A 13,021-nucleotide genomic window follows, 5' to 3' on the forward strand; every position below is an offset into this window, starting at 1 on the left:
GGCCGTGGCTGCTTACTCGTCGACGAAGCGCGCTCGCACCTCGAGCGCTGCGTCCGATCCGTAGCGGTCGACCAGCGGGCAGAACGCGTCGCCCAGCGCTCGCATACACTGGCCCGGCGAGTGGTACTCGAGGCGATCCGCGACCGTCTCCCAGCCGTGGCCCTGGAGGGCACGCAGGACGAGCAACCGCTCCTCGCGGTCGGTCAGATCGACGGTGTCGGGATCGTCGACGAGGTAGCGGACGACGAGGTCCCTGAACGGCCCGGGATCGACGTCGAACAGTCCCGGGCCGTAGGCGGCACCCGCGATGACCCGCCACTCGTGGGCCGTCATCGAGAGCGACGGGCCGGCGTCGGCATCGGCGCTTCGGAGGAGCGCTCGAGCGACGTCCGGCGCGAGATCGTCGAGCGCGTCCGAACTGAGTGCAGCGAACCGGCGGACGAACCAGTCGGCGTGCCGGTCGTGGAGTGCCCCGCCCTCGTCGCTGGTCGGCGCGAGCATGAGCGCGGAGTACTCGCCGCTGGCGTCGTTACGCGTCGTCGAGACGTGGACCGTCCGATAGTCGTTCTCGCGCCAGAACTCGAGGAGGCCGGGCGTCGTGCCGAAGCCGGTCCCTAGCCAGTCGACGCCGGCAGGGCCGTCGCCGTCATCGCTCCCGGCGGCGAACTCCGCGCGGATGCGCTCGAGCAGGTGCGAGCCGAGCCCACGCGAGCGAGCCGCGTGGTGGGTTGCGATCCGGACGACGCGACGGCCGACGGGTTCGCTCGCCGCCTCGTCGCGCAACTGGCTCGTCAGCACGTCCGGGAGCATATTGCCGCGGACGCGGCCGCCCTCGTACATCATCGCGCGAGTGTCCGGGGACAGGCCCCCCTCACGAGCGAGCAGGGCGACGCTGACGACGTGGCCGTCGTGGAGTAACGCGCGCGCAGCGAGGTTGGGGGCGTCGAGCAGGCGCGCGAGGTCGTTCGGCTCGGTCCGGTAGTGGGCGAGGACGAGCAGGCCGAAGGCCTCCCGGAGCAGCCGCTCATCCGCGAGCAGCGCGTCCGGCTCGAGCCGTCGGTACTCGACCGTCTCGGGCGTCGCGTCGGTCACGAGCTGGTCGACCGGCGGCCGGGCGTCGAGCAACAGTGCGCGGAAGGCCCACGCTTCGACGGGATCGCCCGCCGCGTACCGGATCGGCTCGACCAGCGTACGGTCGGTCACCGCGTGCTCGCTCTCGGCGAGTCGATCCCGGAACCGGACGGAGAAGCCCCGTCCCGCGCCCTCGTAGCCGTGGATCGTCGTCGCGAAGGCGATCCGGTCGGCCGCGAGCAGCGACTCGAGCGTCGCGACCGGCAGTGCCGCGGCCTCGTCGACGATGACGATGTCGGCCGACTCGAGGATGTCGACGGCTGCGGTCGGCTCGCGGAATTCGATCGAACCGCCGGCGGCCGTCTCGATCCGACGGGAATCGACGGTCGCGGCGTCACCCTCGAGTCGCTCACAGAGCGCTCCCGCGCGATCGAACAGTTCCGCGGCGTTCCGGACGGCGGGAGCGGTTACCAGCACGTCCTCGCCGTCGAGGGCGAGCGCTCCCGCGGCCAGTCCCGCGGCGCTCGACTTCCCGCGGCCGCGATCGGCCTCGAGCACGACGGCCCGCTCGGTCCCGTGAAGCGACTCGAAGGCGGCGACGGCGGCGACCTGATCGGCCGTGAGACACGCCTCGTAGGCGGCGGTCGGAAACCGGTGGTCCGAGGGCGGAGTCGGGGGCTCCGTCGCCAGCCGCGGGGCCGGATCGGTGAGTCCGTCGGCCTCGCATCGGTCCCGTTCGAGGTCGACGATCGCGATGCCACGGTGGGCCCGCAGCGTCCGGACGAGACGGCGTTTGAATCGACCCGTAACGTCGTCCAGTTCGAACGGGGGGACGGCAAGCGAGTCGGCGAACGCACCGCGGCGCTCCGGCCACGCCTCGAGCGGCGGCGTCAGCAGGACGAGGAGGCCGCCGCCGTCGACCGCGCCGGTGACTTTGCCGAGCGCGTTCGGCTGGAGTTCGTCGTGACTGTCGACGGCGATGACGTCCCGCGTAGTCCCGAGAAGGTCGCTCGCGTCGACCTGTCGGCACTGTTCACACCGGAGTCGGTCCTCGGGACCGACGAGCGTCGTGCCGGTGATCGGAACCGGGAGGGCGTCGAGGATCGACTCGAGACGGTCGTAGCCGCGGTGCCGGCTCCCTGCAAGAACCAGCACCCGTCGCTCGTTGGCACGATCGGCTTCGGCCTGGAGCGCTCGCGCGAGTGAAACGGCGTCCGCATCCGCGTTCATAGGGTCGCTTTGTGTGCTCGCATATAATTACTCTCGTCTGTGGGACTCCCGCCGTCGGGGCCATCGGCGGCCGACGTGTCGACCACCGAGCCGGTGAAACGTTACGTGAGCCGCCTCGGGACTTGACCTCGAGGCACTCGCCTTGCTTATCGATAGAGACGCCGCCGGCTAGGACGGTCGAGTCCGAAAACATATAATTGATTTATGATTTCCGGAACGTGAGAATCACTGTCCGTGTTCAATACCGTTCGTATCAACTTGTTGAATGTGATTCGCAATGGACACCAATACGGAAGCGTACTGGCCACACAGACACACCGAGCCGACGGTCGAGAGCACGGAGGGCAAGTCGCATGAGTAACGACGGGACCCGACGGCAGGCCGGCTCCGACCGGGAGGCGTACTTCGTCGGCGGCGGGATTGCGTCCCTCGCCGGGGCCGCGTTCCTCGTTCGCGACAGCGAACTGCCGGGCGAGAACGTCCACGTACTGGAGAAACTGGACGTGATGGGCGGGGCACTCGACGGAGCCGGCTCGCCGGAGGACGGGTACGTCGTTCGCGGCGGCCGAATGTTCAACTATCCGACCTACGAATGTACGTGGGATCTGCTGGAGTCGATCCCGTCGCTCGAGGACCGGGAACGGTCGGTCAAAGACGTGATGGACGAGTTTAACGAAGCGAACCAGACGTACGCGGTCGCGCGATTGCTGGGCGACGACCAGGAGGTGCTCGACGTCTCGTCGTACGGGTTCGAAATGGACCATCGACTCTCGCTACTCCAGCTGGCGTTGACACCCGAGGCGCAACTGGGTGACACGCGGATCGAAGAGTGGTTTTCGGACTCGTTCTTCGAGACGCCGTTCTGGTACATCTGGGCCACGACGTTCGCCTTCCAGCCCTGGCACAGCGTCGCGGAGATGCGCCGGTACATGCACCGGTTCCTGCACGAGTTCCCCCGGCTGAACACCATGGGGGGTATCCATCGGACCAAGTACAACCAGTACGACTCGATGGTCCGACCCATTCGGCGGTGGCTGGAAGACCACGGCGTCGAATTCCGGGGCGGCTGTGAAGTGACTGACATGGATATCGTGCCCGGCCGCAAGGGCAAGACCGTCGAAACGATCCACTACGAGACGGATGGGGCCACCGAGACGATCGACGTCGACCCGACCGATCTCGTCTTCGTGACTAACGGCTCGATGACCGACGGCTCGGATCTCGGATCGATGACCGAAGCGCCCGAACTGAACACGACGGGGGCGTCGTTCGAACTGTGGAAGACCATCGTCGAGGACAACCCCGAGTTCGGGACACCGTCGGCGTTTGCCGACAACGTTCCGGAGACGAAGTGGCCGTCGTATACCGTCACGCTCCACGAGCCGGACCTGCTCGAGCACATCGTCGAGGTCACCGGCGAAGCGCCCGGAAACGGATTGATCACCTTCACCGAGTCGAACTGGTTGATGTCCATCGTCGTCGCGGCCCAGCCCCACTTCGCGGACCAGCCCGACGACGTGAAGGTCTTCTGGGGCTACGGACTGTTCCCCGAGGAGAAAGGGAATCACGTCGAGAAAAAGATGGAGCACTGTACCGGCGAGGAGATACTCGAGGAACTCTGTTATCACCTCGGCTACCTCGACGAACTCCCGTCCGTTCTCGAGGACGCGAACTGTATCCCCTGCAATATGCCGTTTATTACGAGCCAGTTCATGCCGCGGACCGCCGGCGACCGGCCGGACGTCGTCCCGCCGGGATCGAACAACCTGGCGTTTATCGGCCAGTTCGCCGAGCAGCCCCGGGACGTGGTGTTCACCGTCGAGTATTCGGTGCGGTCCGCGATGACTGCCGTCTACGACCTGCTGGACGTCGACCGGAAGGTCCCGCCGGTGAGCACGCATCAGTACGAACCCGACGTCCTCGTCGAAGCCGCGAAAGCCGCGTTCAGATAGTCACTGCAGGCCGATCGCTCGCCGGCAACGTCGTCGTCGCGGAACCGTTTCGGCTGGATCGATCGAACACGACCGACCGAATCCTGTCAGTTCCCGGAACAGTACGCCGATCCGAACGGGTCCTGTCCGTGCGGATGTCTCTCACTTCGCCAGCCGTTTGAACACGCTTTTAAGGGGGGCAGCGCTATTCGAGTGTACACCCTACGCGGGGTTGATGATGCTCCTAGCTTCACAGGACTTCCGCCGGGATCGGCCCGGCACGGGTACCCAGTGCCCGGACGGCAGGGGAGCGCGAGCCCACGTGTAGGAGAGGTGAACAACCAATGTCAGTTTACGTAACCACCGACATCCCAGCCGACCTCGCCGACGACGCGCTTGAGGCGCTCGAGGTCGCACGAGACACCGGACGAGTAAAGAAAGGAACGAACGAAACCACGAAGGCGATCGAGCGCGGCAACGCCGAGCTCGTCTACGTCGCCGAGGACGTCTCCCCCGAGGAGATCGTCATGCATCTCCCCGAACTCGCCGAGGAGAAAGGCATTCCCGTCGTTTTCATCGAGACCCAGGACGACGTCGGCCACGCCGCCGGCCTCGAGGTCGGCTCGGCCGCCGCGGCGGTCGTCGACGCCGGTGAGGCAGCAGACGACGTCGAGGACATCGCCGACAAGGTCGAGGATCTCGACTGAGGTGATCAGAGATGAGTGCTGAAGAGGAAGAAAGCGGCTCTACGCCCGCCGAGGTCATCGAGGTCGTCGGCAAGACCGGCATGCACGGCGAAGCCATGCAGGTCAAATGCCGAATCAAGGAGGGCGAGAACCAGGGACGCATCATTACCCGTAACTGCCTCGGGCCGGTCCGCGAAGGGGACGTACTCCAACTTCGCGAGACCGCCCGCGAGGCCGACTCCATCGGAGGACAATAATGGTCGAGAAACGAACCTGCGACTACACGGGCGAAGAGATCGAACCCGGCACGGGCATCATGTACGTCAAAAACGACGGCACCGTGCTCCACTTCGTCGACTCCAAAGCGGAGAAAAACTACAAGCTCGGGCGCGAACCGCGCGATCTCGAGTGGACCGAAGAGGGTCGTCGCGGCAAGGGTCCCGCACAGGCGGACACGCCTGCCGACGAGGACGAGGACCTCGAGACGGAGGCCGACGCGGCCGACGACGAGGAAGAGACGCCCGCCGGTGACGAGACGGTCGACGAGACCGACGAAACCGAAGACGCCGAAACCGAGGCTGAAGAGGCATGAGCGATCACGAACGCACCTTCGTGATGGTCAAGCCCGACGCCTTCGCGCGCGGACTCGTGGGCGAAGTCGTCTCTCGACTCGAGGACCGCGGGCTCAAGCTCGTCGGCATCAAAGTCGAGAACATGCCCCGGGAACGGGCGGAAGAACACTACGGCGAACACGAGGACAAGCCGTTTTACGACGACCTCGTGGACTTCATCACCTCGGGACCAGTCGTCCCGATGGTCTGGGAGGGTCAGGACGCGACCCGCCAGGTCCGCCAGATGATCGGCGAGACCGACCCGCTCGAGGCTGCCCCCGGAACGATCCGGGGCGATTACGCGCTCGATCTCGGCCGGAACGTCGTGCACGCGGCCGACCACGAGGACGAGGGCGCGAACGAACGCGAAATCGCGATCCACTTCGACGACGACGAGCTGATCGACTACGAGCAGCACGACGCCGAGTGGCTCTACGAGTAACGCCGCCGCAGTAGCGGCCTCCCCGCTCGAGCGGCAACCCGCCCGCGGGACGACGAGGCCGAGTCGGTTTATCGGTCCGTCTTTATCGACTCACTTCGAGAGTGCCAACAGAACGTACAGTCGCCTCTCTCGGTCGGGTGTCTGCGCTCGTCTCGCGTTCGGAGCCGCAGCGCCATCTGCGAACGGCCGGTCGGATGCCGGCGTTCCGGGCCGCGTCAGTGCGGCGGTCGGATGAAACAACGGCTCGACAACCCCAATCGAACGGGGCATTACCGCCGCAACGGCCTTCAGCGCCGGTCGTTCGAAGACGAGAGCGGAGCGACCTGGGAGTTATAATCTAAACTATTGCGCACGAATAGAACACAGGTATTTTTCTAGGGAGACGTAAGGCCTAATGTGTCGGCTATTGAAACCACTCATGGTGGTTTCGAATGGTAACACACGGTAGGTGGTTCGTGGATGCGTGAACAGGAGGGAGCGACCGCGTTGACGGCGGCCGTACCGCCGTCGCTGGACCTCGTTTTCGACTTGCTTTCGAACAGTCGGCGGCGATACGTCCTCTACGACCTCAACGACCGGCCGGACGGCGTCGCAACGATCGAAAACCTCACCGAAAACGTCATCGCCCTCGAGGAGGCGACGGCATGTGACACCGCCGATGGGGAGTCGACCACGGGTTCGACGGCCGACTCGGATGCGACGGATCAGCGAACGGGAGTGCAACTGGAACTCCAGCACGTCCACCTGCCGAAACTCGAGGACGCGGGGGTCCTCGAACACGACCGACGGAGCGAGACGGTTCGGTACTGGACCCAACCGTCGCTGGAAGAGTGGCTCGAGCACGCCCACCACAAGGAGTTCGAGTGAGTCGGGGACGGAACTGTTACGCACGCTTGCGCGACGGAAGCACAGTATGAGGTCGTTGCTGAAAGGTTTAATACGCAGTTCGTAGTGGGTTCACTGAAGTGTCGGGAACCCACGAGACAGGACGGCCATGCATTTATGGGGTGTGATATCGTCTCACTCCTCAAAACTTAACAGGCGAGATACCGATACGGAACGTGAGGTGCATACTATGACTGATCACGAACTTCCACCACTCCCGTACGATTACGATGCGCTCGAACCGGCACTGTCCGAACAGGTACTGACCTGGCATCACGATACGCACCACCAGGGCTACGTCAACGGCCTCAACGCCGCCGAGGAGACGCTCGCGGAGAACCGCGAGGAGAATGACTTCGGCTCGACGCCCGGAGCCCTCAAAAACGTCACTCACAACGGCTGTGGTCACTATCTCCACACGCTGTTCTGGGAGAACATGTCCCCCAACGGCGGCGGCGAGCCGGACGGCGACCTCGCCGACCGCATCGAAGAGGACTTCGGGTCCTACGAGGGCTGGAAGGGCGAGTTCGAGGCCGCTGCCGGTGCCGCCGGTGGCTGGGCACTGCTGGTGTACGATCCGGTTTCGAAGCAACTTCGCAACGTCGCGGTCGACAAGCACGACCAGGGCGCGCTCTGGGGCGCACATCCAGTGCTCGCGCTGGACGTCTGGGAGCACTCCTACTACTACGATTACGGTCCGGACCGCGGGGACTTCATCGACGCCTTCTTCGACGTCGTCAACTGGGAGAAGGCCGAAGAGGAGTACCAGACCTGCCTCGACCACTTCGAGTAGCTCGCCGGCAACAGCGACGAGCCAGTTGATCGCGCCTTTTTATCGCCGGGTCTCACGAAGACTGTCGGTTGCTCCGCTGAGTTACCCGTAGAGGGAACGACCCCCTACCCAATATTGTCGCTGCGGACGGCAGCGTCGGCGACGGCCGGGAATCGGGACAGCAGCGACCCTCGAGCGTCAAGACGGAGAGGGGACAGCGAGGCGTTCCGGCCGACCACGACGGCCCGCACCCGCCACGTGGCGCGGGGTCGTCGCTCGTGGAAATATAACTCACGCCTCGTCCTCGACGCCGGCCGCGCGCAGGTACTCCTCGAGCAGCGTCGGGAACTGCCCGCCCCGGACGTAGCGCAGGCCGAACTCGTCGGCCCAGGAGATGATCCCCCGATCCTCAGTGACGACGCCGGCGTCGAGTTCGCGAGCGAGGATCAGGAGGTCGAAGTCCTCACGGGAGTCGAGGACGCCCTGGCGGAGCGCGCTGCGGTACTTGTCGCGCATATCCGAGAGGATGCGGTCGGCGTCGGTCATGTACTCCTCGCGGCCGTCGTCGTTCGACCCGCCGGCGAGCGCCTCGGGATCGAGTTGTTCGACCTCGCGGATCGCCTTCTCCGAGACGCGGAGACCGCGGTCGACCCGATCACTCATCTCGTCGATGAAGTCGTAGACGATGTCCGCCGGGATCGTGACGCCGTACCGGTCCGGGCTCTTGCGGACGACCCACGTGTCGAGCCGCGAGAACACCGCCTCGTCGACGGCGCGTTCGCGTAACATCGTCGCGAGTTCGTCGTGAATCGACGGCGGCACGTAACAGGAGATGTTGAGTTCGAGCCGCGCGGTCGCGATACGTTCGAGTAACCGGACGACGGCGTCCTCGAGCGAGTCGTCGTCCCGCCGGATCTCCTCGGTGATGAACAGCGACGTGTCGAGGACGAACTGTTGGCGCGGCAGTTCCCCGGGCATGGTCGGACGTTGCACGGGGCGCTACATAGGTCTCGTCCCGGCGGCCGGCTCTCGGCCGGTGTGACCGATCGTCTCCGCAACCGATCGACACCCGGCCCGGTGTTTTTTACCGGGAACGTGGTCGAACGACGCATGGACCGCGAGGACTACCTCGAGCGGCTCGGGGCCACCACCGACGAGCCCGCTGACCTCTTCGAACACTTCGAGCAGCGGTCGGTGGGCGGTCGGACCCACCACGTGCTGACCGCCGCCCGCCACGGCGTCGAGCGCGGAACGGTCATCGTCGAGGAGAGCGACGCCGTCGTCCGCGGCTATCCAAGCATTCCGCGGGTCCTCGTGCTCGAGCCCGGTATCCCCTCGTTCTTCCAGGGGACCGATAGCGTCGCCATCGAGGAGAAATTGGACGGGTTCAACGTCCGCATCGCGGTCGCCGGAGACGACGGTGATGCTCCCCTTGCGTTCACTAGGGGCGGCTACGTCTGTCCGTATACGACGGCACGAGCGCGCGACCGGCTTCCGTTGGCTGCTTTCTTCGCGGAGCATCCGACGAAAGTACTCTGTACCGAGCTGATCGGGCCGGAGACGCCCTACACGAGCCACGACTACGAGGACATCGACTCCCACGAGTTTCGGGTGTTCGACGTTCGGGACCGGGAGTCCGGCGATCCCGTTCCCGTGGCCGACCGACGGACCCTCTGTGCGGAGTACGGCGTCGGCCAGCCGCGGTGGTTCGGGCGCTCGGAGCCGTCCGCCGCCGTGGAGACGGTGCGAGACGCCATCGACGAACTCGATGCGGCGGGACGGGAGGGCGTCGTCGTCAAATCGGCGGACGGCGAGTCGATGATCAAGTACACAACGGAGTCCCACCATCACGCGGAACTCGCCTACGCATTCTCGCTCCCCTTCGAACACGGCCGGGACTTCGTCTTCTCCCGGATCGTTCGTGACGCGTTTCAGGCCGTTGAATCGGGCGACTCCGACGACCGACTCCGTGAGCGAGCGCGAGACCTCGGCGAATCGATCCTCCACCCGATGGTCTCGACCATTCGCGACGTTCGAGACGGCGATCAGGTCGGGGAACGCCATACCGTCAGGGGCGACCCCGACGCGATCGACGCGCTGTTCGAGCACCTAGACGACCAGTCGCTGACGATCGACCGTCGGTTCGACCGCCGCGAGGACGACGAGCGCGTCGTCGCGTTCGTGAAAGTGGCTGAATCGAGCCGAGACCGGATTCAGTACTATCTGGACGGTGGCACCCGAGACGAGTGACGGGACCGACTCCGCTTCGTGAGCACTCCAGCGAGTCCGCGACCGGTTAGGGCTCTACCGAGTCGGACTCGAGGTCGGGTTCCGAACCGCCGTTCGAGGCCGGCGCGTCCGCGGTCGTCTCGACGCTACGGAACTCGAATCGGGCACCGCCGGTCTCGCTTTCGGTGACGGATGCGGTCCACTCGTGGGCCGTCGCGATCTCGGAGACGATCGAGAGCCCGAGCCCCGTTCCGTCCTCGTCGGTCGTGTAGCCCCCCTCGAAGACGTGCTCGCGCTTGGCTGGTGGAATCCCGACGCCGTCGTCCGCGACGTAAAACCCCGTGACCGAGCCGCCGGGCGCGTCTGCGAGCGTTCCCACCGTGATTTCGAGGTCGGCACTGTCTCCACGCTCGCTTCCGTGCTCGATCGCATTGCGAAACAAGTTCTCGAGCAGTCGCGTGGTCCGCTCGGGATCGGCAAGAACCGTGACGTCGGCGTCGATCACGATCGACGCCGCGCCGGTATCGACGCCGCTCCACGCCCGGCCGGCGATGGCAGCCAGCGCGACCGGCTCCGGATCGGTCACGTCTGCCCCCTCGCGAGCGAGCGTGAGGACGTCCTCGATGATGGTTTCCATCCGGTCGTGGGACTGCTCGATTTCCGCCAGATACGCCGCGTCGTCGTCGGCTTCCCGAGCGAGGTCGAGGTAGCCGTTCGCGACGTTCAAGGGATTGCGAAGATCGTGGGAGACCAGGTCGGCGAACTGCTCGAGGCGCTCGTTCTGTCGCTCGAGTTGTGCTTCCCGACGCTTGCGGTCCGTAATGTCTCGGATCATAACGAGCCAGCCGACCTGACGGTCGCGGCCGTCCTCGATCGGCGTCGTCCGGACGTGATAGTGCCCGTCACTGAGTTCGAACTCGCGGTCGCCCCGCGTCGGCGTGGCGGTCAGGTCCCGGTAGCCCTCCCTGAGTTCGGGACGATCGGCCAGCAGCGCGTCGATGTCCGCCCCGATCGGGGACGAGTCGATGTCCTCGAGCAGGTCCCGGCCGACGGGGTTCAGATCGATCAGCCGTTCCTGCTCGTCGACGACGAAGACGGCGTCCGAAACGGTCGCCAACACGCGGTCGCGAGCGATCGGGACGATATCGGTCAGCCGGTAGCGCGTGATCGCGACCGCGTACAGGGCCCCGGTCACGAGGAACCCGACCGGCGAGACCTCGACATCGACGGGGCCGAAGACGTAGAGGGCGTTCGCGGCCCAGGCCGCGACCGTCCCGACGACCAGCGTGGCGGTCTGGCCCCGGTAGAGAGACTGCGAACGATAGAGGAGGCCGACGATCAACACCGTGGCGACGGTCAGAATCGCGTAGGCGTAGACCACGTGTGCCCAGAACACGATCCCCCACTCGACGGTGCCGTCGACCACGGTGAAGAACCGCTGTCCGGGATTCACAGCGATGAAGGCGAGTACCAGTAGCGGCTCGATCGAGAGTATCGCGATCGTCGACGGCCTGACAAACTGTTCCCGTCCGGTATACTCGAGCGTGAACACGAGCAGTGTCAGCAGATACAGTCCGACGCCGAGAAAGAGGCTCACCAACAGTGCGTGGGCGAGGGCGCTCTCCGGGTCGACGGCCGTTCTGGCCAACAGCGATGCGGCCCACAGCCCCGTCGCCAGGACGTTCACGAGTAACGGGATCGCGCCGATCCGCTCGCGGTGTCGGTAGAGGACGGCGGCGAGCACGAGGCTATTGACGGCGACGATCGCGTAGATTGCCTGAATGAGGTCGATTCCCGTCCCGAGGACCATGGATAAACTCGAAGGCCTACCATGTAAAGTTCACTGGCCGTTTGGACGGGCACGCGGCTGGATTTCGGCCGTCGGGACCCCGGAGATGGCCGGCGTCGGTCGCTCGGTTACGCCAGAACGGCGTCGATCGCGCTTTCGAGGTCGGCGATCAGGTCGTCGACGTGCTCGATGCCGACGCTCGCCCGGATCAGGCTGTCCGTGAGTCCGGCCTCGATGCGCTCCTCGCGGGGAATCGCGGCGTGGGTCATCGGTGCGGGCTGTTCGATCAGGCTCTCGACCCCGCCGAGGCTCTCCGCGAGCGTGAACACCTCGGTGTTCGAGACGACCTCGCTCGCTTCCTCAAGGGTCGCGTCGAGTTCGAAACTCAACATGCCGCCGAAGTCGTCCATCTGTTCGGCGGCGATCTCGTGGCCGGGGTGGGACTCGAGGCCCGGGTAGTAGACCCGCTCGACATCGGGATGATCGTCGAGCCACTCGGCGATCGCGCGGGCGTTCTCGCAGTGGCGGTCCATGCGGACGGGCAGGGTCTTGGTGCCTCGGAGGACGAGGAAGGATTCGAATGGGCCGGGCGTCGCGCCGACGGAATTCTGGTAGAAGCCGAACCGTTCGTCTAACTCCTCGTCGTTCGTCAGGAGCGCGCCGCCGACCACGTCCGAGTGGCCCCCGAGGTACTTGGTCAGCGAGTGGGAGACGATGTCCGCCCCGAGGTCGAGCGGCCGCTGGAGATACGGCGTCGCGAAGGTGTTGTCGATCGCACAGAGCGCGTCGTTGTCGTGGGCGATCTCGGCCGCGCCCGCGATATCGACGATCGACATGAGCGGGTTCGTCGGCGTCTCGAGCCAGAGCAGTGCCGTCTCCTCGCGAAACGCCGCGTCGATCTCGTCGAGGTCGGTCATATCGACGAACGAGAACTCGATATCGTAGTCCTCGTAGACCTGTGTGAAGATGCGGTGGGTGCCGCCGTAGACGTCGTTGCCGGTGATGACGTGGTCGCCGGCCTCGAGCAGATTGAGGACGGTGTTGATCGCGGCCATCCCGCTGGCGAACGCCCGGCCGTACTCGGCGTGTTCCAGGCTCGCGAGGTTCGCCTCGAGGTCCGTTCGGGTCGGGTTGCCGGTCCGGGAGTACTCGTAGCCACGATGTGCGCCAGGGGCGTCCTGTTTATAGGTCGAGTTGGCGTGGATCGGGGTCATCAGCGCGCCGGTTTCCTCGTCCGGGTTCTGGCCGGCGTGGATCGATCTGGTCTCGATTCGTCGGTCGGAGTCGTCGTCCATACCGACCCCAACGAAATCGAGCGGGGTTACTCTTGCTCTCTCGGCCGAGGCATCGACGGTCCCGCCGGCGGCTCGACTCC

General features: G+C 65.6%; 12 protein-coding genes. 8 read left to right on the forward strand and 4 right to left on the reverse strand.

Annotated features, from left to right (window positions below):
• Positions 1-12: 12 nt before the first annotated feature.
• The gene (gene tmcA, locus FGF80_RS03315; RefSeq protein ID WP_006184661.1) at positions 13-2,301 is read right to left on the reverse strand and encodes a tRNA(Met) cytidine acetyltransferase TmcA; all 2,289 of its coding nucleotides are present in this window, start codon (positions 2,299-2,301) and stop codon (positions 13-15) included.
• Between the two features lie 353 nt (positions 2,302-2,654).
• Between tmcA and FGF80_RS03320 the strand changes: the two genes are divergently transcribed.
• The 7 genes from FGF80_RS03320 (at position 2,655) to sod (ending at position 7,649) form a co-directional block, all read left to right on the forward strand.
• On the forward strand, positions 2,655-4,253 hold the full coding sequence (locus FGF80_RS03320) for an oleate hydratase (protein WP_138652188.1): 1,599 nt from the start codon (positions 2,655-2,657) through the stop codon (positions 4,251-4,253).
• A 323-nt stretch (positions 4,254-4,576) separates the two neighbouring features.
• Positions 4,577-4,939, forward strand: coding sequence for a 50S ribosomal protein L7Ae (gene rpl7ae / locus FGF80_RS03330; protein ID WP_006184659.1), 363 nt, complete (start codon positions 4,577-4,579; stop codon positions 4,937-4,939).
• A gap of 11 nt (positions 4,940-4,950) precedes the next feature.
• Positions 4,951-5,175, forward strand: a complete 225-nt coding sequence (locus FGF80_RS03335; protein ID WP_006184658.1) for a 30S ribosomal protein S28e — start codon at positions 4,951-4,953, stop codon at positions 5,173-5,175.
• On the forward strand, positions 5,175-5,510 hold the full coding sequence (locus FGF80_RS03340) for a 50S ribosomal protein L24e (protein WP_006184657.1): 336 nt from the start codon (positions 5,175-5,177) through the stop codon (positions 5,508-5,510). The genes FGF80_RS03335 and FGF80_RS03340 overlap by 1 nt, the downstream gene beginning before the upstream one ends.
• On the forward strand, positions 5,507-5,971 hold the full coding sequence (gene ndk, locus FGF80_RS03345; RefSeq protein ID WP_006184656.1) for a nucleoside-diphosphate kinase: 465 nt from the start codon (positions 5,507-5,509) through the stop codon (positions 5,969-5,971). The genes FGF80_RS03340 and ndk overlap by 4 nt, the downstream gene beginning before the upstream one ends.
• 459 nt (positions 5,972-6,430) lie before the next feature.
• On the forward strand, positions 6,431-6,838 hold the full coding sequence (locus FGF80_RS03350) for a DUF7344 domain-containing protein (protein ID WP_006184655.1): 408 nt from the start codon (positions 6,431-6,433) through the stop codon (positions 6,836-6,838).
• 208 nt (positions 6,839-7,046) lie between these two features.
• Positions 7,047-7,649, forward strand: a complete 603-nt coding sequence (gene sod, locus FGF80_RS03355; protein WP_006184654.1) for a superoxide dismutase — start codon at positions 7,047-7,049, stop codon at positions 7,647-7,649.
• A gap of 270 nt (positions 7,650-7,919) precedes the next feature.
• On the opposite strand, the gene FGF80_RS03360 is transcribed toward sod, so the two are convergent.
• Positions 7,920-8,606 carry an RNA ligase partner protein gene (locus tag FGF80_RS03360; RefSeq protein ID WP_006184653.1) on the reverse strand — a complete coding sequence of 229 codons (687 nt, stop codon included), beginning with the start codon at positions 8,604-8,606 and terminating at the stop codon, positions 7,920-7,922.
• 132 nt (positions 8,607-8,738) lie between these two features.
• Here FGF80_RS03360 and FGF80_RS03365 point away from each other — a divergent pair, with 132 nt between their 5' ends.
• The gene (locus FGF80_RS03365; protein ID WP_138652190.1) at positions 8,739-9,878 is read left to right on the forward strand and encodes an RNA ligase; all 1,140 of its coding nucleotides are present in this window, start codon (positions 8,739-8,741) and stop codon (positions 9,876-9,878) included.
• 46 nt (positions 9,879-9,924) lie between these two features.
• On the opposite strand, the gene FGF80_RS03370 is transcribed toward FGF80_RS03365, so the two are convergent.
• Both FGF80_RS03370 and FGF80_RS03375 read right to left on the reverse strand, forming a co-directional pair.
• A complete protein-coding gene (locus tag FGF80_RS03370; RefSeq protein ID WP_138652192.1) occupies positions 9,925-11,667 on the reverse strand; it encodes a histidine kinase N-terminal 7TM domain-containing protein in 1,743 nt (580 codons plus the stop codon).
• A 107-nt stretch (positions 11,668-11,774) separates the two neighbouring features.
• The gene (locus tag FGF80_RS03375; RefSeq protein ID WP_006184650.1) at positions 11,775-12,941 is read right to left on the reverse strand and encodes a cystathionine gamma-synthase; all 1,167 of its coding nucleotides are present in this window, start codon (positions 12,939-12,941) and stop codon (positions 11,775-11,777) included.
• Between the last annotated feature and the right edge of the window lie 80 nt (positions 12,942-13,021).

The organism is Natrinema pallidum (assembly GCF_005890195.1).
GTDB classification, from domain to species: domain Archaea; phylum Halobacteriota; class Halobacteria; order Halobacteriales; family Natrialbaceae; genus Natrinema; species Natrinema pallidum.